Source organism: Ruegeria atlantica, from assembly GCF_013033965.1.
Lineage (GTDB): Bacteria > Pseudomonadota > Alphaproteobacteria > Rhodobacterales > Rhodobacteraceae > Ruegeria > Ruegeria atlantica_D.
The window spans coordinates 1-23,558 of record NZ_WQFE01000009.1; the positions used below are offsets into that span (position 1 = coordinate 1).

The 23,558-nt window shown below is 58.9% G+C and carries 22 protein-coding genes and 1 pseudogene; 8 read left to right on the forward strand and 15 right to left on the reverse strand.

Annotation, left to right across the window (positions count from 1 at the left end; translation table 11 throughout):
* Positions 1-651: pseudogene (locus tag GOW16_RS15495) on the reverse strand (xanthine dehydrogenase family protein molybdopterin-binding subunit); the annotation flags it as partial.
* A gap of 116 nt (positions 652-767) precedes the next feature.
* Here GOW16_RS15495 and GOW16_RS15500 point away from each other — a divergent pair.
* From GOW16_RS15500 to GOW16_RS15515, 4 genes are all read left to right on the forward strand, one after another.
* Complete coding sequence (locus GOW16_RS15500) at positions 768-1,499, forward strand: dienelactone hydrolase family protein (protein WP_170416605.1); 732 nt, start codon at positions 768-770, stop codon at positions 1,497-1,499.
* A 77-nt stretch (positions 1,500-1,576) separates the two neighbouring features.
* The gene (locus tag GOW16_RS15505) at positions 1,577-4,738 is read left to right on the forward strand and encodes a valine--tRNA ligase (protein WP_170416607.1); all 3,162 of its coding nucleotides are present in this window, start codon (positions 1,577-1,579) and stop codon (positions 4,736-4,738) included.
* A 105-nt stretch (positions 4,739-4,843) separates the two neighbouring features.
* Positions 4,844-6,043, forward strand: a complete 1,200-nt coding sequence (locus GOW16_RS15510) for a benzoate/H(+) symporter BenE family transporter (RefSeq protein ID WP_302478080.1) — start codon at positions 4,844-4,846, stop codon at positions 6,041-6,043.
* 39 nt (positions 6,044-6,082) lie between these two features.
* Complete coding sequence (locus GOW16_RS15515; RefSeq protein ID WP_170416611.1) at positions 6,083-6,415, forward strand: DUF1992 domain-containing protein; 333 nt, start codon at positions 6,083-6,085, stop codon at positions 6,413-6,415.
* On the opposite strand, the gene GOW16_RS15520 is transcribed toward GOW16_RS15515, so the two are convergent.
* The 3 genes from GOW16_RS15520 to GOW16_RS15530 form a co-directional block, all read right to left on the reverse strand.
* Positions 6,412-6,783, reverse strand: coding sequence for a VOC family protein (locus tag GOW16_RS15520; RefSeq protein WP_170416614.1), 372 nt, complete (start codon positions 6,781-6,783; stop codon positions 6,412-6,414). The two genes, GOW16_RS15515 and GOW16_RS15520, sit on opposite strands and share 4 nt — an antisense overlap.
* On the reverse strand, positions 6,780-7,562 hold the full coding sequence (locus tag GOW16_RS15525; RefSeq protein WP_170416616.1) for a crotonase/enoyl-CoA hydratase family protein: 783 nt from the start codon (positions 7,560-7,562) through the stop codon (positions 6,780-6,782). The genes GOW16_RS15520 and GOW16_RS15525 overlap by 4 nt, the downstream gene beginning before the upstream one ends.
* 65 nt (positions 7,563-7,627) lie before the next feature.
* Positions 7,628-8,698: an SMP-30/gluconolactonase/LRE family protein gene (locus GOW16_RS15530; RefSeq protein WP_170416618.1), complete on the reverse strand. Its 1,071-nt coding sequence runs from the start codon at positions 8,696-8,698 to the stop codon at positions 7,628-7,630.
* A gap of 94 nt (positions 8,699-8,792) precedes the next feature.
* Here GOW16_RS15530 and GOW16_RS15535 point away from each other — a divergent pair, with 94 nt between their 5' ends.
* Positions 8,793-9,893, forward strand: a complete 1,101-nt coding sequence (locus GOW16_RS15535) for a pyridoxal phosphate-dependent aminotransferase (protein ID WP_170416620.1) — start codon at positions 8,793-8,795, stop codon at positions 9,891-9,893.
* Here the strand turns inward: GOW16_RS15535 and GOW16_RS15540 are convergent.
* The 6 genes from GOW16_RS15540 to GOW16_RS15565 all read right to left on the reverse strand — a co-directional run bounded on the left by GOW16_RS15540 (position 9,890) and on the right by GOW16_RS15565 (position 18,674).
* On the reverse strand, positions 9,890-11,086 hold the full coding sequence (locus GOW16_RS15540) for a pyridoxal-phosphate-dependent aminotransferase family protein (protein WP_170416622.1): 1,197 nt from the start codon (positions 11,084-11,086) through the stop codon (positions 9,890-9,892). The genes GOW16_RS15535 and GOW16_RS15540 overlap by 4 nt on opposite strands.
* A gap of 51 nt (positions 11,087-11,137) precedes the next feature.
* Positions 11,138-11,770: a bifunctional 4-hydroxy-2-oxoglutarate aldolase/2-dehydro-3-deoxy-phosphogluconate aldolase gene (locus tag GOW16_RS15545; protein WP_170416624.1), complete on the reverse strand. Its 633-nt coding sequence runs from the start codon at positions 11,768-11,770 to the stop codon at positions 11,138-11,140.
* 3 nt (positions 11,771-11,773) lie between these two features.
* Positions 11,774-13,579 (reverse strand): phosphogluconate dehydratase, encoded by a 1,806-nt coding sequence (gene edd, locus GOW16_RS15550; RefSeq protein WP_170416626.1) that lies wholly within the window; start codon positions 13,577-13,579, stop codon positions 11,774-11,776.
* A gap of 2 nt (positions 13,580-13,581) precedes the next feature.
* Positions 13,582-15,027, reverse strand: coding sequence for a glucose-6-phosphate dehydrogenase (gene zwf, locus GOW16_RS15555; RefSeq protein WP_170416628.1), 1,446 nt, complete (start codon positions 15,025-15,027; stop codon positions 13,582-13,584).
* Positions 15,028-15,145: 118 nt separating this feature from the next.
* Positions 15,146-17,389 (reverse strand): phosphoenolpyruvate--protein phosphotransferase, encoded by a 2,244-nt coding sequence (ptsP, locus tag GOW16_RS15560; protein ID WP_170416630.1) that lies wholly within the window; start codon positions 17,387-17,389, stop codon positions 15,146-15,148.
* Positions 17,390-17,435: 46 nt separating this feature from the next.
* Positions 17,436-18,674, reverse strand: a complete 1,239-nt coding sequence (locus GOW16_RS15565; RefSeq protein ID WP_170416632.1) for an aspartate kinase — start codon at positions 18,672-18,674, stop codon at positions 17,436-17,438.
* A 164-nt stretch (positions 18,675-18,838) separates the two neighbouring features.
* On the opposite strand from GOW16_RS15565, the gene GOW16_RS15570 reads away from it, so the two are divergent.
* Positions 18,839-19,192 (forward strand): hypothetical protein, encoded by a 354-nt coding sequence (locus GOW16_RS15570; RefSeq protein ID WP_170416634.1) that lies wholly within the window; start codon positions 18,839-18,841, stop codon positions 19,190-19,192.
* Here GOW16_RS15570 and GOW16_RS15575 read toward each other — a convergent pair.
* From GOW16_RS15575 to GOW16_RS15595, 5 genes are all read right to left on the reverse strand, one after another.
* Entirely contained in the window at positions 19,186-19,824 is a 639-nt protein-coding gene (locus GOW16_RS15575; protein WP_170416636.1) for an SDR family NAD(P)-dependent oxidoreductase, read from the reverse strand. The genes GOW16_RS15570 and GOW16_RS15575 overlap by 7 nt on opposite strands.
* Positions 19,825-19,827: 3 nt before the next feature.
* Complete coding sequence (locus GOW16_RS15580) at positions 19,828-20,271, reverse strand: DUF1178 family protein (protein WP_170416638.1); 444 nt, start codon at positions 20,269-20,271, stop codon at positions 19,828-19,830.
* A 71-nt stretch (positions 20,272-20,342) separates the two neighbouring features.
* The gene (locus tag GOW16_RS15585) at positions 20,343-20,750 is read right to left on the reverse strand and encodes an NUDIX hydrolase (protein ID WP_170416995.1); all 408 of its coding nucleotides are present in this window, start codon (positions 20,748-20,750) and stop codon (positions 20,343-20,345) included.
* A 180-nt stretch (positions 20,751-20,930) separates the two neighbouring features.
* Entirely contained in the window at positions 20,931-21,674 is a 744-nt protein-coding gene (locus GOW16_RS15590; protein ID WP_170416640.1) for an EcsC family protein, read from the reverse strand.
* A gap of 52 nt (positions 21,675-21,726) precedes the next feature.
* Positions 21,727-22,221 (reverse strand): GNAT family N-acetyltransferase, encoded by a 495-nt coding sequence (locus GOW16_RS15595; protein ID WP_170416642.1) that lies wholly within the window; start codon positions 22,219-22,221, stop codon positions 21,727-21,729.
* Between the two features lie 71 nt (positions 22,222-22,292).
* Here GOW16_RS15595 and GOW16_RS15600 point away from each other — a divergent pair, with 71 nt between their 5' ends.
* Together GOW16_RS15600 and GOW16_RS15605 are read left to right on the forward strand one after the other, a co-directional pair.
* Positions 22,293-22,898: a flavin reductase family protein gene (locus GOW16_RS15600; RefSeq protein WP_170416644.1), complete on the forward strand. Its 606-nt coding sequence runs from the start codon at positions 22,293-22,295 to the stop codon at positions 22,896-22,898.
* Entirely contained in the window at positions 22,898-23,539 is a 642-nt protein-coding gene (locus GOW16_RS15605) for a CatB-related O-acetyltransferase (protein WP_170416646.1), read from the forward strand. Before GOW16_RS15600 ends, GOW16_RS15605 begins: the two co-directional genes overlap by 1 nt.
* The last annotated feature ends 19 nt before the right edge of the window (positions 23,540-23,558 follow it).

Genomic DNA, 23,558 nt, shown 5'->3' on the forward strand with positions numbered 1-23,558 from the left:
AATCAGAGCAATCACCAACGGTAATGAGTAGCGTAAAGCCCCATTACCGTATCTTGGTTCGATTGAGGTGATGATCACCCGGTTGTCAGCAACATCCAACGAAACGGTATGCGCAGCCGCCTGAAAGGCGGCTTCGGTTGCGGCTTCATCGCCCAATCCCCAGTCAAAAGCCCGGTTGTCAGGAGCTTGCGGGTGCAACATCTCACCACCGACGTCCACGTCCAGCTTCGCAGGCAGGCCATCCGTTTCCATCCAGATCATCTCAGCAGCATCACGGGCCTGGGTCAACGTGTCGGCAATTACGACAGCAACGGGTTCACCCACAAAGCGCACGCGGTCCTTGGCCAGCATATGCCGGTCGGGTGCCGCTGTCTGAGAGCCATCCCGGTTCGGAACAGTCGCGGCGTTCATAACCGTGTCGATCCCCGCGGACGCCAGATCATCCAACGCCATGACAAGGCGTACGCCATCAGCCTCTCGCGCAGCCTCAAGATCAAGCGCCGTGATATGACCATGCGCAATCGGGCTGCGGAAGAATGCAGCAAACAGAGCGCCGGCAGGTACGTCATCATCCATGTACCGCCCCTGCCCAGTCAGAAAGCGCTGGTCTTCGGTCCGTTTGACGGATTGGCTTTTGCCGAACTTTTCCATGAAATTACCCTCGTGCGCGATCCCAAAGGCGACCGTAGCCCGCCCGCACACGATGTCCAGACAAACAGTTGGTTTTTCAGTGTATCGAGAGCGTTGCTTCCGTTAGCCTGCCCTTCATGACATGGGAACATGATACCGCATTTCCGTTCACGGCCCCGCTGACCGATGGCAGCGAAGTAACACATGATGTTTACGTGGGCGGAGAAGGCCCCCCAATCCTGATCCTGCAGGAACTACCGGGGATCGGACCAGAAACGCTGGATCTGGCGCAGCGGCTGAATGATACCGGTTTCCGCGTCTACCTGCCTCATATGTTCGGAAAGTTTGGCCAGGTCACGATGGCCAGAAACGCCGCGCGGTTATTCTGTGTCCGGCGCGAGTTCAACATGTTCTTGAAAGGTCGCCAAAGCCCGATAGCCGGTTGGATGCGCGCATTAGTGGCAGACATCAAATCACGAGACGAAGCCGTTGGCGTCGGTGTAATCGGGATGTGCCTGACGGGAAGCTTTGCCCTGACACTGATGGCTGAAGACGCTGTTTTGGGCGGAGTGGCCAGCCAACCCGCCCTGCCGGTTTTCGGTGGTGACAACCTGCACATGAACCCCCTGGATGTAGGCAATGCCCGAGCGGGCATGGCGCAGAAAGGGCCGGGTTTGGCTATGCGTTACACCGATGACAAGCTCGCCCCTCGGCGATTGATGCGCGCATTGAAAGCGGCGTTTGGCGAACACCTGGACACCGTCGAGTTCGACGGCAAAGGTCACTCTCTGCTAACGTTGGATTTCCACGGACCAGCTTATCAGTTGGTGCAGGACTACTTTCACGCACGTTTTGCCCAAGCCGAATAGCACACGACCCTTCCCCTTCCCTTGCGCATTCGCTATTGCAGGCGCTGACCCGAGATTGATGACGCAGGACGCACCCCATGGCGATGGAAAAGACATTCAACGCGGCCGAGGCCGAGGCCCGCATCTACAAGGCCTGGGAACAGGCCGGAGCCTTCACGGCGGGCGCGAACAAATCGCGCGACGAAAGTTTCACCATCATGATCCCGCCCCCCAACGTGACGGGCGCTTTGCACGTGGGCCACGCCTTCAACAACACCCTGCAGGACATCCTGACCCGCTGGCACAGGATGCGCGGGTTCGACACGCTGTGGCAGCCCGGTCAGGACCACGCGGGCATCGCCACCCAGATGCAGGTGGAAAAAATGCTGGCCGCCACTCAACAGCCCAGCCGGAACGAGCTGGGCCGCGAGGCGTTTCTGGACAAGGTCTGGGAATGGAAGGGCGAATATGGCGGCACGATAATAGAACAGCTCAAGCGTCTGGGTTCGAGCTGTGACTGGTCACGCAATGCCTTCACCATGGCCGGTGCTCCGCGTGATCCACGCACAGGGCATGAGAATTCTGCGAACTTCCACGATGCCGTCATTAAGGTCTTCGTCGACATGTACGAAAAGGGCCTGATCTACCGCGGCAAACGGCTGGTCAACTGGGACCCGCATTTCGAAACCGCGATTTCGGACCTTGAGGTCGAGAATATCGAAGTCGCGGGCCATATGTGGAACTTCAAGTACCCGCTGGCTGGTGGTGAAACCTACACCTATATCGAGAAGGATGAAGACGGGAACGTCGTGTTCGAAGAAGAACGCGATTACATCTCGATTGCCACGACCCGCCCAGAAACCATGCTGGGCGACGGCGCGGTTGCGGTTCACCCCTCGGATGAGCGGTACGCGCCAATCGTCGACAAACTCTGCGAAATCCCGGTTGGTCCGAAGGAACACCGCCGTCAGATCCCGATCATCACCGATGACTACCCGGACCCCGATTTCGGCTCGGGCGCGGTGAAGATCACCGGTGCACATGACTTCAACGACAATCAGGTGGCCAAGCGCGGTGGCATTCCGATGTACCGCCTGATGGACACCAAAGGCGCAATGCGGTCAGATGGTGCACCCTACGCCGAAGAGGCCGATAAGGCGCAGGAATATGCGCGTGGACGTGAGTTCACCGAGAACGAGATCGACGCGATCAACCTGGTCCCAGATCACCTGCGCGGGCTCGACCGGTTCGAAGCGCGTGCGAAGGTCGTGGAAGAGATCAACGCTGACGGTCTGGCTGTCATGACCCGCGCGGATGACCCGCGTCTTGGCTCGGCTGCCCTGAAACCCGAAGCTGAGGGTGCAGATGAGCTGGTCCCGCTGGTCGAGAGCAAACCGATCATGCAGCCTTTCGGTGACCGCTCAAAAGTGGTCATCGAGCCGATGTTCACCGACCAGTGGTTCGTGGATGCCGAAAAGATCGTCGGCCCCGCGCTGGACGCGGTCAAGGATGGCACGGTCAAGATCATTCCTGAATCGGGTGAGAAGACCTATTACCACTGGCTGGAAAACATCGAGCCCTGGTGTATCTCGCGCCAGCTGTGGTGGGGGCATCAAATTCCGGTTTGGTACGGCCTTGATTTATCCGCAGAGAACTTCATCGATGATGAGAATGACGGCGATCTTGATCTGGTAGAACTGGGCCGGTTGCTCAATGAAGGCGGCATGTTGCAACGTGGCAGCGTCATGGAATGTGCACCTACTTTTGAGGCGGTCACCGAAAAATTCCTTAATGACAATGCCGACATTCCCAGCCCGCTGAGCCACGCAACTGTTGTTGAAGTTGAGAACAAACACGATGCAATGCATCGGTTCGCTGAGAGCCTTGCGCAGTATGCCGTCGAACAGGACCCGACCAAACTGATTTACCCGGTCTGGCGTGACCCAGACGTCCTTGACACCTGGTTCTCCTCCGGCCTCTGGCCCATCGGCACGCTAGGCTGGCCCGAAGAGACCGAAGAGCTTAAGCGCTACTTCCCGACCGATGTCCTGATCACCGGCGCGGATATCCTGTTCTTCTGGGTCGCCCGGATGATGATGATGCAACTGGCTGTGGTGAACGAGATCCCGTTCCACACCGTCTACCTGCACCAGCTCGTTCGCGACGAGAAGGGCAAGAAGATGTCCAAGACCACCGGCAATGTCATCGACCCGCTGGAGATCGTGGACGAATTCGGTGCCGACGCGCTGCGCTTTACCAACGCCTCGATGGCAGCCATTGGCGGCGTGCTAAAACTGTCCCGCGAGCGCATCACCGGTTATCGAAACTTTGGCACCAAGCTGTGGAACGCGGTCCGCTTTGCCGAGATGAATGAGGTCTTCACCGACTCTGTCCCGCAACTGGACGTGGCCGACCTGAAGCCCAAAGCCGCCGTGAACCGCTGGATCATCGGCGAGACCGCCCGTGTGCGCGAAGAAGTCGATGCGGCACTGGAAAGCTATCGCTTTAACGATGCCGCCAACGGGCTCTACGCCTTTGTCTGGGGTAAGGTCTGCGACTGGTATGTGGAACTGTCCAAGCCCCTGCTGCAGGGCGACGACGCCGAGGCACAGACCGAAACCCGCGCCACCATGCGCTGGGTTCTGGATCAGTGCATGGTCCTGCTGCACCCGATCATGCCTTTCATCACTGAAGAGCTGTGGGGCCTGACCGGCAGCCGCGCGAAGATGGTCGTCCACGCCGACTGGCCGACCTATGCCGCCGCCGACCTGATCGACGCGGATGCGGATCGTGAGATGAACTGGGTGATTTCGGTGGTCGAAAACACCCGCTCGGCCCGTGCACAGATGCGGGTTCCGGCCGGTCTTTACGTGCCGATGCTGGTGACCGAGATCGACGCGAATGGGCAAGCCGCATGGGACCGCAACGAGGCGCTGATCAAACGCCTTGCGCGGATCGACAGCCTGACCAAGGCTGATGAACTGCCCAAAGGCACCATCTCGATCGCCGCTCCGGGCGCGTCCTTCGGCCTTCCGCTGGCGGACATCATCGACATCGGCGCGGAAAAGGAACGGTTGGAGAAAGCCAAGGGCAAGCTGGCCAAGGAACTGGGCGGTCTGCGCGGACGCCTGAACAACCCGAAGTTCGTGGCCTCAGCCCCGGAAGAGGTCGTCGCGGAAGCCAAAGCCAACCTTGCCACCCGCGAAGAAGAAGAGGCGAAACTGAACGAAGCCCTCGCCCGTTTGGCGGAAATCACCTGACCTTCACCTTTTTAAAATACTCAAAAACCCGAACCCCGCCTCGCTTCTGCTGGCGGGGTTTTCATTTGTCTGAAGGCTTTTCCCCTTGTTCCCAGCAGCTTGCGATTGTTAGCAAGTTCTACAGATGATTTTGAGGCAGTGATGGCGCATCCCTTTCCCCCTGTGCGGACAATTTCGACTGGCCTTGTGGTTGCGGTCGTGGGTTTTTTCAGCTCTTTCCCGATAGTGCTGCAGGGCCTTGTTGCAATGGATGCGTCGGAGGCTGAGGCCGCATCCGGCTTGATGATGGCCGCTGTTGCGATGGGGCTTGCAGCGATCTTTCTCAGCCTTTGGTACAAGCAGCCGATTAGCGTAGCCTGGTCCACGCCGGGTGCCGCGTTGCTCGCGGTTTCGGCAACCCCCGCCCTAGGCTTCTCGGGGGCGGTTGGCGCGTTTCTCTGTGCCGGAGCATTGACCGTTCTTGCAGGAATGTGGCGTCCACTTGGGCGGTTGGCGGCGGCTATTCCGACCACACTGGCGCAGGCTATGCTGGGCGGGGTTTTGCTGCCATTGTGTATCATTCCGTTCAAGGCGGCGGTTGAGGTACCATGGCAGGCGCTGCCCGTCATCCTGACATGGTTTATCGCAGGACGGTTTAACCGGTTGATTGCTGTTCCGGCCGCAGTGGTTGCCTCGGCAATCGTCGTTGTTCTGAACGCAAGTGACGGTTCGGTCCGGCCCGAGCATCTGGTCGCCGCCCCGGTCTGGACCATGCCAACTTTATCGGTCGCTTCGATCGTGGGGATTGGTATCCCGCTGTTCATCGTGACAATGGCCACGCAAAACATCCCCGGCATCGCAGTGATGCGCAGCTTTGGTTACACGCCTCTCGCAGGCAAGTTGTTTTCTGCCGTCGGAGGTGCCAGTATCTTGTCCGCGCCTTTTGGCGCTCCCGCAACGTGTCTTGCCGCAATCACCGCAGCGATGTGTTCGAATGAGGACAGCCACCCGGATCCGCACCAGCGCTATTGGTCAGCGGTTATGGCGGGCGTATTCTACTGCATCTTCGGTGTGTTTGCCGTTGCTATCACGGGTTTTGCCGCCCACGCCGACCCGCTACTAATGGGTACGCTGACCGGAATTGCCCTGATCGGTGTGATGGCAAACGCGACTTTCGCTGCGCTGGAGGTACCCGCTGAGCGCGAAGCAGCGGTCCTGACATTCGCCATCACCGCGTCGGGCATCACTGTCTTCGGCCTGGGCGCTGCTGTCTGGGGTTTGGCGGCGGGCGGCATCGTTTATCTAGTTACCAACCGCTCCAAATGACGTCTGTTCCCCGTTGTTCTGGCGGAGTATTATGCAGCTATGCTTGGATCGCTCGGAAAACTGATCGAACGACAGATCAAAAAGGCGCAGGCCGAAGGCCAGTTTGATGGACTGGAGGGCGAAGGCCGTCCCCTACCTGATCGTTCATCCGAGGCTCAGGCGGATCCGGCCTTGGCCGCCGGTCATCGGATCATGGCGCAGGCGGGCGTTCTTCCCGAAGAGTTCAGCATCAAAAAAGAGCTGGATGCCGCCCGAAAAGCTTATGCGTCGCAGACCGACCCTGACGAGCGTAAGGCTACCATGGCAAAAATTGCCGAGCTTGAAATGCGTTACAACATGGCACGTGACGCACGGCGGGCATTTATGCGTTAACTTCCGGCGGCAAATGCTCGACTGGAAACGGAAATCGAGTTTCCAGACGGGTCCTTGGCATTCGCGAAACTGTAACCATCCGCTTGGTGGATCGCACCGAATTTCAACCCCCGTCTCCCGGCTTTCCTGCAGAATTCAGCAACATCCGCAACATCAAATACGATTTTGACCGCCGCTTGCCCTTGGCGGGCAGCCTTGCTGGCAGGGTGCAGCAGCAGACGCAACCCATCTTCGGCGGGCACAAGCTCGACTATCCGGTCCCCTTCGAGTTGGCGCGCCGAAAAGCCGAAATGCGTCTCATAAAAACGCACCATCTTGTCGATGTCCTTGACGTAAAGGATCAAACGGGTGACGGGGGGCGAGGTCATTTGAATTCTGGTTTGCGACCTTGCAGATTTGCCGCAATGACCTCCATCTGATCCGGCTTGCCGATCAGCTCAGCTTGCTCTGCCGACTCCTCCAACAGCACCTCGGCGCGAGGTTTGGCTTCGGAGACTTCGATCAGGCGTTTGGCCGCAAGAATGGCCGACGGGCTTTGGCCCGCGATATTTTCAGCCAATGCCAGTGCCTCGGTCAGCGGATCATCCGACAGCTTGGTGACCAGCCCCCATTCTGCCGCCTGCACGGCACCAATGGGACGAGCCGTATAGGTCAACAGGCGCAATACGTCCGACCGCACAAGCTTTGGCAGCAAAACCATGCCGCCCATGTCGGGGATCAGACCCCACTTCATCTCCATCACGGCGAGTTTGGCCTCGCTATGTGCTATCCGGATGTCGGCACCCAACGCAAGTTGCAGACCGCCGCCATAAGCGACACCCTGAATGGCGCAAATGACAGGAACAGGCACCCGCTGCCAAACCAAAGCAACCTCTTGCACCTCATTGGCGTCACTGTGGCTGCGGGTCATCAACCATTCGGTCGGGTCGGTTTGCGCCATGCTTGCAAAGCTTGCCATGTCCAGACCCGCGCAAAAGCTTTTGCCTTCACCCGACAGCACAACAGCGCGGGCGTCCGATGCGGCGACCTCCTGCCCTGCAGAGATGATGGCCTTTATCATCGCATCATCCAGCGCATTCATCTTTTCGCCGCGAGTCAGCGTGACATGGGCGATGTGGTTTTTGTATTCGACGGATACGCGTGACATGTCAGGCCTCCCAGTTCCGGTTTGAAGTACCATGCCCGGAAGGCCCGGACAGTTCCACCTCAACGTTAGGGCAAATTTACCGCAGGCATGCGCCCGAACCAGGGTGAATCCAGTGTCATAACATAGAACTGATCGCCCACAACCTTGCCACCCGTGGTGATGCCCAGCCGGCCGTCGGGATCCTGCAAGGTTTGCAGGATGTTCCCCTCGCCATCAAATTTCACCATCATCCCGCGATGGATCGGCGCCGGTCGCACCATCGGTCCTAGCCGCCAGATCACCTTTCGCAGGAAAGGGTATGGCATCAGCGCCTCGCTTGGCACGCGCGGACTGGCAAAGGCCATCCAATACGTGCCATCGCCCTGCGCCTCGATATTGTCGGGATAGCCGGGCAAGTTTTCCATCAACACCTCTTGCTGTCCCGCCTTCGGGCCTGTCAGCCAAAGCTTATGTACCCGTGCGCGCCCGGTTTCTGCGATAAGAAGAAAGTCCTCATCCGGCGACAACGCGACGCCGTTTGTATAGACAAATCCTTCGGCCAGTTTCTCGGTCGTGCCATCGGGCGCATGGCGGGCCACGTAACCGGTGTCCGATTGCTCCCAGATGGTCAGGACCGAGGTCGGCTTGGTCCCGCCCATCGTTTCGGGGTCGAACCGATCAGACGAGTTTGAGAAATAGATAGTCCCGTCCTGCGCCACATCCAGTTGATTGGCATAGATCACCGGCGCGCCGTTTATCTCGGACACAACAGGCTCCAGCGTTCCGGGACCGGTCCATCGCATGATGCCTTGGAAACTGTCGGCGATGTAAAGCGCACCATCCGGAGCGGCTGTCAGGCCCAATGGCCGACCGCCGAAGTCGTCAACTTTCACCGGGGCCTCGCCGTCTATCCGGTACAGCGCCCCGGACAAGCTAGTCGTGTACGCAGACCCGTCGGGCAGAATCGCAATGTCCTCGGGGCCTATCTCACCGTCAGGCAACGACACCAGCTTTAGCAGATCCAACGCATTGTTTTCCGCAAAATCACCAGCAAAACCTGGTGCTTCGGGTGGGGTCCATGCCACAGGCTGAACAGGGATCGGCCAGAACACAAGATATGCGAGACCGGCAATCAACAGGCCCAAAACGATGCGCATGTGCGCTCCTCCCTTTATCGTTACGCGAACAATGCGGAGCGGCACCCTGCAGCGCAAGCTTGCCTGTAGCGTGACCTTACGTTTATCTGCCCCCATGACTGAGCCTCGCTTTACCTCGCTTGCCCGATCCCTACCAGCAACCGTGCCATTTGTTGGCCCCGAAACGCAGGAGCGTCAGCGCGGCTCGCCTTTTGTGGCGCGGCTGGGCGCAAATGAAAGCGTGTTTGGACCCTCTCCGCAGGCCATTGCGGCAATGGCGGATACGGGAATATGGATGTATGGCGACCCGGAAAACCACGATCTGCGTATTGCATTGGCGAAACACCATGGAGTGAAGCCGGAAAACATCGTGGTTGGCGAGGGGATTGATGGGCTGTTGGGGTATCTGGTGCGGTTACTGGTCGGACCCGGAGACGCGGTTGTCACGTCAGATGGGGCATACCCGACTTTCAACTACCACGTCGCAGGGTTCGGAGGAACGCTCCACAAGGTGCCCTATCGCGACGATCACGAAGACCCGGAAGCTCTGTTCGCCAAGGCGGGTGAGGTGGACGCCAAGCTGGTTTATCTGGCCAATCCTGACAACCCGATGGGTAGCTGGCATTCCGGAGCGGATATCGTGGCAGCGCTGGACATCTTACCCGGTGGCTGCCTGCTTGTGCTGGACGAAGCCTATGTGGAATGCGCGCCCGAGGGTACCGCTGCCCCGGTAGCAGCAGACGATCCTCGGGTGATCCGGATGCGGACTTTTTCCAAGGTCTACGGCATGGCCGGCGCGCGAGTTGGCTACGCCATCGGCGCGCCAGGTTTGATTTCAGCCTTTAACAAAGTGCGTAACCATTTCGGCATGAACCGAGCGGCACAAGCCGGTGCTCTGGCCGCGCTGAAAGATGCGGCGTGGCTGGATCATGTGCAGACCAGAATTGCCGAAGCGCGTGAGCGGATCAGCCTGATTGCCCAAGAAAACGGATTGGCACCCCTGCCCTCGGCAACCAACTTCGTCGCCATTGACTGTGGGCAGGATGGTGCCTTTGCCAAGGCTGTTCTGGACTCGCTGGTCGCGCAGGGCATTTTCGTCCGTATGCCCTTTGCCGCTCCCCAAAATCGCTGTATCCGCGTCAGCTGCGGTGACACAACTGATCTGGATGCCTTTGCCGCAGCCTTGCCAAAAGCGCTTGCCGATGCGCGGCGCTAACCTGTCGACGCCAGCACCGCGGCCGCAGCCTCTAGTGCGCCTTTGCCGCGCGGAATGTCCAGCGCGGCCATAGCCGTTTCCACGCCGCCTAACATGGCCATGACCATCTGGCCGTTGATGTGGCCCATGTGACCGAGGCGGAAGCACCCGTCCCAATCCTCCATCCCTAGGCCAATACCAAGGGTCAACCCAAATTGGTTTTCGGAGAACTTGCGCAACGGTGTCCCGCGCCCCTCGGTCAGCCGCAAGGCGGTGACAGCGCGGCTGCGATGTCGACGATCAGCGACATTCAGATGCAGCGCACCACCTTGCGCCCATATCTCACACGCTTCCCAGATTGCCGTGGCAAGGCGCTCGTGACGCGCCCACACCTGTTCCATTCCCTCGGCATGGATCATATCCAATGCCGCACGCAGGCCATAGAGGTGATGGGTTGGCGCGGTGCCGTTGAAGTACTGATAGAACAATTCAGGGTTGGCGCGTGGCTGCCAGTCCCAGTATTGCGAGACGCGCGGCATTGAAGCGCGCTTGGCCTGCGCTTTGTCGTTGAAAAAAACAAAGCCAGTGCCTGCGGGTGTCATCAGACCCTTCTGACAGGCTGTGACCATGACATCGACGCCCCAGGCATCCATTTCGAACCGGTCACACCCCAGCGAGGCAATGCAATCAGCCATTAATAGCGCCGGGTGCCCCAGATCGTCCAACAAGGCGCGTAGCGTTGGAATGTCATTCCGGATCGAGCTTGAAGTGTCCACGTGAACCGCCAGAACTGCCTTGATCTTGTGGGCCTTGTCGTCACGCAACGCCTCGGCAATACGGTCGAAGTCCCACGCTGAGGACGAGCCAAAGTCGATCAATTCAACCTTTGCTCCAATCCCCTCGGCCATCTCGGCCCAGCCCTGGGTGAACCGACCCGAGGCCGGTGCCAAAACGGTTTCGCCGGGTGCGATGACGTTGGACAGCGCGGCCTCCCACGTTCCGTGACCGTTGGAGATATAGATGGCGACGCTATGCGCGGTCCGGGCCACGCGGCACAGATCGCGTGTCAGCGCGGGCATCATCTCGATCAGCTCGCCCTCGTAGATATTTGGCGACGGGCGGTGCATGGCCTGCAAAACCGCATCCGGGATAACCGAAGGTCCTGGAATCGCCAGATACTCGCGCCCGTGCGCCAAGGAAATGGGGTCTGTCATGGGATCAACCTGTATGAATTGACGCCCACCCTAGCGCAGCTTTAGACGGCGTCAATCCATCAGCTTGGAGGCCGCGCGCGCAAGGTTTTCAATACCGGCCCAATCCCCGCTGGTGACCATCTGTTTCGGCGCAACCCAGCTGCCGCCCGCGCACACCACATTGGACAACGACAGGTAATCTCTTGCATTTTCGGGCGAAACGCCGCCGGTTGGACAGAACTTGATTTGCGGCAACGGCGCACCGATTGCTTTCAGCGCGGGTGCACCACCCGATGCCTCGGCTGGAAAGAACTTGAGCATGTCGTAGCCCTTTTCCAGAAGGCGCATCGCTTCGCTGGCCGTGGCGGCACCTGGCAACAAGGGCAGGCGTTCGGCCTCGCAAGCCGCGATCAGAGCGTCGGTGGCACCAGGAGAAACTCCGAATTGCGCCCCTGCTTTTTTCGCGGCGCGTACATCTTCGGGCGTGACCAAAGTACCGGCACCGACGACGCCGCCCGGCACATCCGCCATCGCGCGGATCGCGTCGAGCGCAGCGGGGGTGCGCAGCGTAACCTCGAGAGCGGGCAAGCCACCCGCGACCAAAGCCTCGGCCAGGGGACGTGCCTGAACCGCGTCATCAACGACAAGGACGGGAACGATTGGCGCCAAAGCGCAGATTTCACGCGTGCGTTGGGTTTTGGACATGGATCAAGCTCCGAAAATGCTGGCGCCGGTATCGGCCGAACCGACGTTATGGCGGAATGTGCCGAACAGGTCGCGCCCCACGCCGTGTTGGTTGGCTGACAGATCAGCGGTGGCGGGCGTACGGTCCAGAACACCTGAAGTCAGAATCTCCAACTCACCCTTCACCGCATCGACGCGCAGGATGTCGCCATCTTGTAGATAAGCGATCGGTCCGCCGTCCAGCGCCTCGGGGCAAACATGGATCGCCGCAGGAACTTTGCCGGACGCACCAGACATACGACCATCTGTCACAAGCGCCACTTTTTGCCCACGGCCCTGCAAGATCGACAGGATCGGCGTCAGCGAGTGCAGCTCGGGCATGCCATTGGCCTTGGGTCCCTGAAACCGAACGACCACGATAACGTCATCCGTGAACTCCCCGGCCTTAAAGGCGGCTTTGACCTCACCCTGATCGTGGAACACGCGCACAGGTGCTTCGACCACCTGATGTTCAGGCGCGACGGCCGAAACCTTCATCACGCCGGTGCCCAGATTGCCGGTCAGGCGCGACAATCCGCCAGTGGGCTGGAATGGGTCCTTGGCTGAACGGACGATCTTTTCGTTCAGACTGTGGCCCGCACCGTCCTCCCAGACCAGTTCGCCATCCTTCAGTTTGGGTTCCTTGGTGTAATTATGCAGGCCCTGTCCGGCGACGGTTAGCGTGTCGGGGTGCAGCAGCCCGTCTTCCAGAAGCGTGCCAATGCAATACCCAAGACCACCCGCCGCGTGGAAGTGGTTCACATCGGCCAGACCGTTCGGATAAACCCGGGCAACCAAGGGAACGACAGCGGAAATATCGGAAAAGTCTTGCCAATCCAGCACGATACCACCAGCTCGCGCCATTGCGATCAGATGGATCAGCAGGTTCGTAGACCCCCCCGTGGCCATCAGGCCCACGATTCCGTTCACAAACGCCTGCTCATCCAGAACCTGATAGACCGGCGTATAGTGGTTGCCCAGCGCGCTCAGAGAAAGGGCACGGCGCGCGCCTTCCTCAGTAAGCGCATCCCGCAGCGGCGTGTTGGGATTGACAAAGCTAGAGCCTGGCAGGTGCAGCCCCATAAACTCCATCAGCATCTGATTGGTGTTTGCAGTGCCATAGAAGGTGCAGGTGCCAGGGCCATGATAGGCGGCCATTTCTGCCTTCATCAACTCGTCGCGCCCCACTTCACCGGCGGCAAATTTTTGACGAATCTTGGCTTTTTCATCGTTGGGCAGACCGCTGGTCATCGGGCCGGCTGGCAGGAAGACAGCGGGCAGATGGCCAAACGCCTGCGCCCCAATGACCAGACCGGGCACGATCTTGTCACAGACGCCCAGAAAAACGGCAGCATCGTACGTGTTATGGCTTAGCGCCACTCCGGTGGCCAGGGCAATCACGTCGCGCGAAAACAGAGACAACTCCATTCCCGCTTCGCCCTGTGTGACGCCGTCACACATGGCTGGCACACCGCCAGCGACCTGTGCGGTGCCACCCGCGGCGCGGATCGCGTCGCGGATCAATCCGGGATAACGCTCAAAGGGTTGGTGGGCGGAAAGCATGTCATTATAGGCGGTCACAATGCCCAGGTTCCCGGCCGTGCCAGTGGCCATGGATTGCTGATCCTCACCCGCGCCAGCATAGGCGTGGGCTTGACCGCTGCATGACAAATGCGCGCGGGCCGGACCCTTGGAACGGGCATGTTCCATACGCTCAAGATGTGGGCCGCGCAGGTCGGCGCTGCGCTCGATGATGCGTTGAGTGACGTCGGTGATGACGGAATGAACCATGACTACCCTCCGATCTGACGCCAGCGGCGTCCATCGCGATGCATCAGCATCAGTGCTTCTTCGGGGCCGGAACTGCCCTGATCATATTTTGCCGGACGGTCGCCACGATCTTCCCAGCTCTGGATAATGGGATCAACCCAGGCCCAGGCCGCTTCAGCCTCGTCCCCGCGCATAAACAGGGTCTGGTCGCCCCGAATAACATCCATCACCAGGCGCTCATATGCATCCGGCGATTGTGCCCCATCCCCAAGTGCCTCGGCAAAGCTCATGTCCAGCGCGACATCTGACAGGCGGAACCCACCCTGCCCCGGTTCCTTGATCGTTGTGCGCAGGGTGATCCCCTCGTCCGGTTGCAGACGGATCACCAGCACGTTGCCGTGCAGAGGGCCGACATTGGGAAAGATCGTATGCGGTGGGTCACGAAAAAACACCGCGATTTCCGATTCCCGCGCCCGCAGGCGTTTGCCGGTTCGCAGATAGAACGGCACGCCCGCCCACCGCCAATTTCCCAGATGAACCTTGAGCGCAATATAACTCTCGGTGCGGCTCGCCGCGTTGCCAACATGATCCAAGTAACCATCACCGCCCTTGCTCGAACGATACTGGCCGCGCGCGATGTCAGACGAAGCGACCGGCTCCAGTGCCTCGATCACCTTGACCTTTTCGTCACGCACCGCGTTGGGTGAAAACTTGGACGGAGGCTCCATCGCGGTCAGGCACAAGAGCTGAACAAGGTGGTTCTGCACCATGTCCCGCATCGCACCGGACTGATCGTAATAGGCACCGCGCCCTTCGACACCAACGGTCTCGGCTACCGTAATCTGGACATGATCGACATGGGTCGCATTCCAGAGAGGTTCGAACAAAGAGTTGGCAAAGCGCAACGCCATCAGGTTCTGTACCGTTTCCTTCCCCAAGTAATGGTCGATCCGGTAAATCTGATGCTCTTCAAAGCAGGCCCGCAGCCCGGCGTTCAAGGCCTTGGCCGAGGCGAGGTCGTGGCCAAAGGGTTTCTCGACCACGATGCGACTGTCGGGCGTCGCCATGCCATGATCGCTAAGCCGTTCTGCTATACCAGAGAAAAGGCTGGGACCAACAGACAGATAGAACGCGCGCACGACATCAGGACGCAGAGCTTTGGCAAGATCTTTCCAGCCGGAGTCACCCATTGCATCGACGGGAACATATTCAACGCGACTAAGGAACTGATCCAAAACGTCTTTTTTGAACGCTGGCGCGAACTCTTTCATCGAGTCGCGTATTTGCTTGCGGAACCCATCGTTGTCCATGTCAGACCGGGCCGTGCCGATGATCCGGGCGTCTTCGGGCATCTGGCCAACTTCGAACCGATGATAGAGCCCAGGTAAAATCTTGCGCTGCGCCAGATCACCGGTCGCACCGAATAACACCAGATCGAACGGGTGTACCGGAATTACGCGTGAAACCATCTATGGGCTCCTTTAAATCTGCTGGCATCGTTCAAGGCGAAACTATCATGGGTCCTTGCGATGCGGGCATTGTTACCGCTAACATTCAGGCACTGAATAGGGAAGCGCAGCTGGAAAATCAACCCTGATTCCGCAACCACTCCATAACCGAGGACCGAACCGATTGCTCTCCACGATGGCGGGCGTCAGCGATGATCTTGCGCAGCGATTGCAGATCGGCGCGCAAAAGCACACTTTTGACCGGACCAATTGACGCCGGGCGCATCGACAGGGTCCGAATACCCATGGCTGCAAGACAAAGTGCCTCCACCGGTCGCCCGGCATCCTCGCCGCAGAAGGACAACGGCGTATTCGAGATATTGCAGCGCTCGACAATCCGCTCGATAAAGCTGAGGAAGCTGACATTCAGTGTGTCATAGCGACGGCGCACCAGCTCGTTTTCGCGGTCGGCAGCAAAAAAGAACTGTTTCAGGTCGTTGCCCCCGATCGAGACGAAATCGACTTCGTCAAAAAACTTCTGCGGTGCGAATGCGAGCGACGGTGTCTCCAGCATTGCGCCAACTTCGATCGACTGTGGCAGTTCATGACCCAAACGCTTTTCGCGCTCGATGGTTTTGTTGACCTCCCACTTGGCCTCGCGGAACTCGTCAGCCTGCGCGACGAATGGGAACATCAACGTCAACGGGCGACCGTTCGCAGCGCGCATCAGGGCCTGCAACTGCATCCGCATCACGCCGCGCTTGTCTAGGCCGACACGGATGGCGCGCCACCCCAGGGCGGGGTTCGGCTCTTCCACATGTTTCATGTAGGGCAGAACTTTGTCCGAGCCAATATCCAGCGTGCGGAACACCACGCGCTTGTCGCCTGCAGCGTCCATAACACGCTGATATTGCGTCACAAGCTCGGACCGCTTTGGCATTTGATTACGGATCAGAAACTGAAGCTCGGTGCGGAACAGGCCGACACCTTCGGCCCCGGAATTGCCCAGCGACGGCAGGTCGGCCATCAGGCCCGCGTTCATGACAAGGTTTATCCGCTCGCCATCGCGCGTGACCGTTGGAGTATCGCGGATCGAAGCATAGCGTTCCTGCGCCTTGGCTTGCATTGCGATTTTGTCGCGGAACGCACTTACAACTGTCTCTTCAGGGCGCAGGTGTACGATGCCCTGATCCCCATCCACCAGAATTTGGTCGCCGTTCAGCGCCTCTGTCGTGATGTGGCCAACGTGAACCACAAGCGGAATCGCCAAAGCCCGGGCCACAATGGTTGCGTGACTGCCGACCGAGCCCTCTTCAAGAACAATCCCCTTTAGGGACCTGCCATATTCCAAAAGGTCTCCGGGCCCGATATTGCGCGCAATCAGGATCGGATCGGGCGGCAGGTCGGCCCCGTTGGTGGCGCCCTGCCCCGTAAGGATTCTCAAAAGCCGGTTGCTAAGGTCATCCAGATCGGCAAGCCGTTCCCGCAGGTAGGGGTCGGTGACCTGTCCCATGCGAGCGCGAGCTTGCGACTGTTCTTTCTCAACCGCTGCCTCGGCGCTAAGGCCCAGGGCAATGTCCTCTTCCATCCGGCGCATCCAGCCTTTGGAATTGGCAAACATACGGTAGGCTTCCAGAACCTGGAGTTGTTCCTTGTCGCCGCCCTGCGAGATTTCCAGCATCTTGTCGACACCCACGCGCAGCTCATCGACAGCCTCGCTTAGTCTTTCGCGTTCGCGGTGGGGATCATCGGCAATCGGGTTTGTGACGACGACACGTGGTTCGTGCAACCATACGTGCCCCTCGGCCGATCCTTCCTGCGCGGGGCCACCACTGAACTGCACGGATTGCTGGTGGCGGGGCGAAAGCGCTGCGCCTTCTCCCACAAAGGCGCCGAGTTCGGTCATTTCGGCCAAAACCATGGCGACCACTTCCAGCGCATAGACCTCATCGGCGGAATACTCACGCGCATCACGGGATTGCACAACCAATACGCCCAGCTTTTCGCCCAACCGCTGGATCGGCACCCCGATGAAGGATGAAAACCGCTCCTCCCCGGTTTCCGGCATATACCGGAACCCTTTGGTCGACGGCGCGTCAGCAGTGTTCACGACCTTACCGGATTGCGCAACGCGACCCACAAGGCCCTCACCCAACCGCATACGTGTTTTGTGAACTGCCTCTGGCGACAATCCCTCGGTCGCACAAAGCTCAAGGGTGTCTGCATCCCGGAACAAGTAGATCGAGCACACTTCGGCCCGAATGCTGTCAGCAATCAGATGCGTGATCCGGTCAAGACGTTCCTGACCGGCGGCTTCGCTCGCCATCTCTTCGCGCAGCCGGCCCAGCAGCTTACGGGATTCTGTTTCGGTGCCTTCCGCCATAGCCCACCCAATTTACACAGTCAGGCGAGACCTTTGGCTGAAATGCTCAGGCCGCCTTATCCAGTTCAAAGGCATCATGCAGTGCCTGAACAGCAAGTTCCATGTATTTCCTATCTACAAGGACGGAAATTTTTATCTCAGAGGTTGTAATGACCTTGATGTTGATCCCCTCATCCGAGAGTACCTTAAACATCTTTGCCGCCACGCCCGATTGCGAACGCATGCCGATTCCCACGACCGAAACCTTGCAGACATCCTGATCCGCAACCAGTTCGGCATAGTTCAGTTCACCCGCGTCCTTGATCGCCAGCAATGCCTGTTCGGCGCGGGCCACCTGATCGGTGGGGCAGGAGAAGGTCATGTCCGTGCGCCCTTCGTCCGAGATGTTCTGCACGATCATATCGACATTCACGCCCGCGTCGCTGAGCGCGGTAAAGATGATCGACGCGATGCCCGGGCGGTCAGCCACCGAGACAACAGTCATCTTGGCTTCGTCACGGGAATAGGCCACACCGGCCACAACATTGGATTCCATGATATCCTCCTCATCGCAGACCAGCGTACCGGCCTCATCGGATTGTTCTTCAAAGCTTGAAAGAACGCGCAGTTTCACCTTGTAGCGCATCGCCAGTTCGACCGAACGGGTCTGCAGCACCTTTGCCCCCAGCGAGGCCAGTTCCAGCATTTCCTCGAACGAAATGCGGTCCAGCTTGCGGGCCTTCTCGCAGATGCGCGGGTCGGTGGTATAGACACCGTCAACGTCCGTGTAGATGTCGCACCGCTCGGCACCGAAGGCGGCGGCAAATGCCACGGCAGTTGTGTCCGACCCACCGCGGCCCAGGGTCGTGATACGGCCTTCGGGGCTGATGCCTTGGAACCCGGCGACAACGGCAACCTTCATGCCTTCGCCAAATTTCTGGTTCAGGTTGTCGGTCGGAATTTCCTCGATCCGGGCCTGGCTGTGGGCACTCGTGGTCATCAGCGGAACCTGCCAACCCTGCCAGCTGCGGGCTGGGATATCCATTTCCTGCAGAGTCAGCGCCATCAGACCAGCGGTGATGTTTTCACCCGAGGACACGACGGCATCATATTCGCGCGCATCGTATAGCGGTGACGTCTCATCGACCCAGCCCACAAGCTCATTTGTCTTGCCGGACATAGCCGAGACGATGACGATCACGTCATAGCCCTTTGCCACCTCAACGCCGATGCGCTTAGCTGCGCGGCGGATACGGTCAAGGTTGGCAACCGAAGTGCCGCCAAATTTCATCACGAGTAAGGGCATGGGGGCAAGTGTCTCCGCGCCTTGGATTTCTGATCCCGTGCGTCTTATGCGAGGGGGGGCTTGAGGGCAAGAGTTCAAAACCGGTTGGATGGCCGCACCAGACTGCTTTACAACCGAAACAGAGGCTGTCAGCCTGCACCCACACTTATTCCCAGAGGTTTTCCATGATCCGCGTTGCCGCAGCCCTCGTCCTATTGTCCTCACCCGCCGTTGCACAGGTCTCTACTCTGGCTGCAACCGACGGCAAGAATGCTTTGGGCACGGTGCCCTGCGCCACAGGCGGTGCGGCGTTGAGTAGCTGCAATGCCGAGCTGCGTCATCATGACGACGGCACTACGACACTGGCTGTGGGCCTGGGTGGCGGCGAAGTGCGCAGTATCTACTTCACGGACGGCGTACCAAGCTCCAGCAGCTCGCCCGCCCGGATCAGCTATGAAACTCGCGGCGGCATCACGGTAGTCTTCATCGACCCCGATGAAGTCTACGAAATCCCCACGGCGGCTTTGAAACGTCAGTAAGCGTGCGGCTGACCTTCCCAGGTTTCAAAACACCCGGTTGTGGCTAGCGACAGCGCGCCAAAACGGTCAAGAAGCCCGGCGGCGGCCTTATCACCGGTGATATCAGCCTGGACTCCGCCCATATCCGTTTGCACCCATCCCGGATGGTAGATGCCAACAGCGATGCCATCCGCGCGCAGGTCTGTCGCAAGATTACGCCCCAGATTCAGCGCCGCCGCCTTGGATGCGCGATAGATATAGCTTCCGCCCGGCGCGTGCGTATGCGACGCCATCTGAGACGATAGGATGGCGATCTTGCCTTTCGCTGCTTGTAGATTGGGCAAAAGCGCCTGCACGGTCAGAAACACGCCGGTCACATTGGTCGCAAAGCTCTGCGCCCACATGTCGGCCGGGTACTCGTCAATGCCTTGGCCCTTGTCCAGACAAACCCCAGCGTTGCAAATCAACAGATCAACGGGGCGACCCGCAAGCCCTTCTGCCATGGCAGCCTGCTGTTTCGGGTCTGTTACATCCAGAACAACCTGAGCGCTGGTGTCCCGTGCCGTCCCGGTCACGTCATGCCCTTTCGCGCGATAACGATCCGCCAGGGCCTGTCCAATTCCGCGATTGGCACCAGTGATGACGATGTGCATACGTCAGTTCGTTTTGCGGGTGGGAAGAAACGGGAGCGGTGAAACCGGTACGCCATCTTCGATCAGCGCTTTTGCCTCATCAGGTTTGGCTTCGCCATAGATTGCGCGCTCGGGCGCATCACCCAGATGGATCTTGCGCGCTTCTTTGGCAAAATCTTTCCCGACATAGTCCGAGTTCTCCTCGACCTTGCGGCGCAGGTCGGCCAACACCTTCTCGATATCCGGTGACGGGGTCGCGACGTCGATCGGTTTTTCCTGCTGTTCCGAGGTCTTGGCATTGCGGGCCGGACGAACACGGGGTGTCATAATGGCCTTTTCGACATTCGCATCCCCGCATACCACGCAGGTTACCATACCTGTGGATGCGAGCTTGTCGTAAGCGGCGGCCGATTGGAACCAACTGTCAAATGTATGGTCGCGGCTGCATTTCAGCGAATATTGTATCATGGTCCGTCCATTTTCCGGTAGGCAAATAGATACTGACAGCCATGGCAATATCAAGCCCTTCAAATGGCGAGTCAGTGTAGAATTGGGCCGAGTCTGTGGAACAATTGGGACAGTTCCGGCGATTTGACCCAAGAGGCCGCTTTTTTGGGCGAAACCCACTTTCGCTTTCGTTGGGTCCGTTCAGGGAATTCCGAAGAAATCGACCTAACACAGAGGGGAAAGACATCCACCAGACAAAACACTGAACTCTTTCCGCTGCGAGGTTTGACATATGAGAAATGGCCCAAGGGCTTGTTTGCGCATTTGCCTTTTACCCCAGCCTCTTCCCAAGCTTCTCGCCCGGCGGTTTGCGACGGTGTCATATCCTCGATCAGCCAACCCTTCGGTATGATCCAACGTTTGGATTTGCGCGATGTGATCAGCAAAACCCTGAGCCGACCATTTTTGATGCGATAGCACAGGGCCGCCGATTGATGCATTAGCTGCAGGTGCTGCTCGTTTCCCTGCAGACACGCTGATCGCCTTGCATCGATCACGCCGCGCCGCCTTTCCAACTGCTTTCATCCTCAATCGCCGACCTTTGCGTTTTCATACATTTAGCGGTCAGATGGCACTAGAATACCATATGAAGTATTTTCTTCCAAGCAGTTAGACAAAAATCAAACGCGTGCCGCCAGCTTCCGAACCAGATCTTCGTGCGGTATGTCGGCATCGATTGCCAGTCGCCGCAACCCGAAGTGAACGCGTGCCACTTGCTGATAGTAACGGGTGTAGACGTAATTCGTACCGCCCCCCGCGATCGCACCCAGGACCGGAATTGATTGTGCCGCAAGTTTCTGGCCCAGCACGATGGATAGCCGCGGTGCAACCGCCGCGATCAGCTTTTGCATTGCAGTGCCAGTCAACGTCAGGCGGACGGAAAAGAACCCCAGATCAGCACCATCGTCAAAAGACAGCGGACCAGCCGCTGACAGAACCCGAACGCAATCAAATTTTACGCCTTCTTCGGACGGATCGAACCCTTCGCGGGACGCCGCACCCTGAATGGCACGCAATAACATGGCCGTCGTAGCGGGCAATTCCATCAGGGCGGTCGACACGCCTCCCATGCCACCAGCGGCCCCCATCGCCGTTGCCACAGCTGTGTTGACCCATGGCTTTTGATCCGGAACAGCCCGGCGCGACTCTTCTGCCGCATGCATTGCAAGCCATAACGCCTGCTCGGTTGCCCCGGTCAGCCCCTCTCGTACAGATACAGGGAGTTGTTCCAGTAAGGATTCTGCCGAACCCCCTAAACTGTTCAACAGTTTAACGCCCGGACCTCCGGCTGTTCTGTAAAACTTGGCCAACCGATCCAGTTCGGCTTCGGTATCCAGCTTTTCGACTAGAAGCACGTCCTGCATGTGAACCCTCCTGCCAGTAAACATCGGGGCTGTATGGCATGGTTTCAATAGCTCAGCGCATCCAGCGTGTGACCGCGCCGCGCACATTCGACCATTCACCCGGGCTCAATTCCACGCCTAAAACTCGGTCCGGATTTGTTGGCGGGGGCATTTCCACGCCGGAAAGACGGGCGAAGCCGAAACGTGCATAATAGGGCGCATCGCCCACCAACATAGCCCTTTGCCACCCTTTTTCGCGACCGGCCTCAAGCCCCCGGTGGATCAGGAACCCGCCCAGGCCTTCGCCCTGGTGGGTCGGGTGCACTGCCACAGGACCCAGCAACAAGGCGTCATGATCGCCCACATGCACGGGCCAGAACCGGATTGCCCCGGCCAGAATACCTTGCCCGTCGCGCGCAACAAGTGACAGGCCCGAAACCGGCGGAATATCATCGCGCAAACGATACGAGGACAGCGCCTCGCGCCCTGGCGCAAAGCACAGGTCGTAAAGTGCCTCGACCTCCCACCAATCATCCGGCTCTTCCGGCCTGATCACGAACTGCTGCACCCTGCCCTCTTTTCCTAGCTGGCATTCGCCCTAGCACTTCGGTACGCCTTGGGCAAACGCTTGGAGACCATATGTTCTATCGCCCCGAAGACGGCCACGGCCTGCCGCACAATCCGTTCAACGCCATTATCACGCCTCGGCCGATCGGCTGGATTTCCACACGTGATACTGATGAGATCAACAATCTGGCGCCATACTCGTTTTTCAACGGCGTGGCCTATACCCCGCCGCAGGTCATGTTTGCCTCAACCGGCATCAAACACGATCAGGACGGCACAAAAGACAGCCTCGCTAATATCGAAGCAACCGGAGTGTTCTGCGTAAACGTCGTGGCCCATGCACATCGGGATGCTATGAACGCCAGTTCTGCCGGACTGCCAAGGGGTATCGATGAGTTCGAACATGCCGGGCTGACACCGGTGGAATGCGAAACCATCCCATGTGCCCGGATCAATGGGGCTCCGGCAGCGCTGGAGTGCAAGCTAACCCAGATCGTATCCCTGCCGGGCGAGGCCAATCGGGTGGTGTTCGGAGAGGTTACAGGTGTGCATCTGCGTGACGATTGCCTGAAGGACGGTATGTTCGACGTCACAACATTCCAACCGCTGGCACGGCTTGGGTACCGGGACTATTCGGTGGTCACCGAGCTATTCAGCCTTTCACGACCGGATGACTGATGCCACTGCCTGACCCGTCGCGTAGATACCCGATCACCCTCCCTGATGGATCCGACCACAAGGGAACAGTCTTTCTGGCCCAAGCCGTCGACCACCCCCGGTTCCAGGCCGGAGCTTTCAGCTATGCTTCGGATTTCGATGCGCCAGAGGACTGGGCTTCACGGTTGGCCCCCTATCTTTTTCCATTCTCACAAGAAAGACTGGTGCTAGGAAAGTTCTGTCAGATCGCCCATGGGGTTCGCTTCATTACGTCCTCGGCCAATCACGCGATGGATGGGCTGACTTGTTTTCCATTTCCGATTTTTGACACAGAACAGATGACGGGGTTTCAGCCGGATACGCGCGATACAGTCATCGGTCATGATGTCTGGATCGGATATGGCGCGATGATCCTGCCGGGTGCCCGGATCGGGAACGGAGCCATCATCGGCGCAGGTTCGGTCGTGCGCGGAGATATTCCGCCTTATGCCGTTGCCACCGGCAATCCAGCAGAAGTTCGGCGTTTTAGGTTCGCCCCCGAAGTGATTGAAAGGTTACAGGCTTTGAACTGGTGGGACTGGCCTGCCGAGATGATCGCGGAAGCGGAAGACGCGCTCGTGTCTGACAACGTTGAAGAACTGGAACGGATTGCCGCAAAGTAAAAAGGCGGCCATCTCGACC

Excerpts from the sequence above, each read along its gene's own strand:
- GOW16_RS15500 (WP_170416605.1), top strand. The coding sequence starts at position 768 with ATGACATGGGAACATGATACCGCATTTCCGTTCACGGCCCCGCTGACC.
- GOW16_RS15505 (WP_170416607.1), top strand. The coding sequence starts at position 1,577 with ATGGCGATGGAAAAGACATTCAACGCGGCCGAGGCCGAGGCCCGCATC.
- GOW16_RS15515 (WP_170416611.1), top strand. The coding sequence starts at position 6,083 with ATGCTTGGATCGCTCGGAAAACTGATCGAACGACAGATCAAAAAGGCG.
- GOW16_RS15520 (WP_170416614.1), bottom strand. The coding sequence starts at position 6,783 with ATGACCTCGCCCCCCGTCACCCGTTTGATCCTTTACGTCAAGGACATC.
- GOW16_RS15525 (WP_170416616.1), bottom strand. The coding sequence starts at position 7,562 with ATGTCACGCGTATCCGTCGAATACAAAAACCACATCGCCCATGTCACG.
- GOW16_RS15530 (WP_170416618.1), bottom strand. The coding sequence starts at position 8,698 with ATGCGCATCGTTTTGGGCCTGTTGATTGCCGGTCTCGCATATCTTGTG.
- GOW16_RS15535 (WP_170416620.1), top strand. The coding sequence starts at position 8,793 with ATGACTGAGCCTCGCTTTACCTCGCTTGCCCGATCCCTACCAGCAACC.
- GOW16_RS15540 (WP_170416622.1), bottom strand. The coding sequence starts at position 11,086 with ATGACAGACCCCATTTCCTTGGCGCACGGGCGCGAGTATCTGGCGATT.
- GOW16_RS15545 (WP_170416624.1), bottom strand. The coding sequence starts at position 11,770 with ATGTCCAAAACCCAACGCACGCGTGAAATCTGCGCTTTGGCGCCAATC.
- edd (WP_170416626.1), bottom strand. The coding sequence starts at position 13,579 with ATGGTTCATTCCGTCATCACCGACGTCACTCAACGCATCATCGAGCGC.
- zwf (WP_170416628.1), bottom strand. The coding sequence starts at position 15,027 with ATGGTTTCACGCGTAATTCCGGTACACCCGTTCGATCTGGTGTTATTC.
- ptsP (WP_170416630.1), bottom strand. The coding sequence starts at position 17,389 with ATGGCGGAAGGCACCGAAACAGAATCCCGTAAGCTGCTGGGCCGGCTG.
- GOW16_RS15565 (WP_170416632.1), bottom strand. The coding sequence starts at position 18,674 with ATGCCCTTACTCGTGATGAAATTTGGCGGCACTTCGGTTGCCAACCTT.
- GOW16_RS15570 (WP_170416634.1), top strand. The coding sequence starts at position 18,839 with ATGATCCGCGTTGCCGCAGCCCTCGTCCTATTGTCCTCACCCGCCGTT.
- GOW16_RS15575 (WP_170416636.1), bottom strand. The coding sequence starts at position 19,824 with ATGCACATCGTCATCACTGGTGCCAATCGCGGAATTGGACAGGCCCTG.
- GOW16_RS15580 (WP_170416638.1), bottom strand. The coding sequence starts at position 20,271 with ATGATACAATATTCGCTGAAATGCAGCCGCGACCATACATTTGACAGT.
- GOW16_RS15585 (WP_170416995.1), bottom strand. The coding sequence starts at position 20,750 with ATGCATCAATCGGCGGCCCTGTGCTATCGCATCAAAAATGGTCGGCTC.
- GOW16_RS15590 (WP_170416640.1), bottom strand. The coding sequence starts at position 21,674 with ATGCAGGACGTGCTTCTAGTCGAAAAGCTGGATACCGAAGCCGAACTG.
- GOW16_RS15600 (WP_170416644.1), top strand. The coding sequence starts at position 22,293 with ATGTTCTATCGCCCCGAAGACGGCCACGGCCTGCCGCACAATCCGTTC.
- GOW16_RS15605 (WP_170416646.1), top strand. The coding sequence starts at position 22,898 with ATGCCACTGCCTGACCCGTCGCGTAGATACCCGATCACCCTCCCTGAT.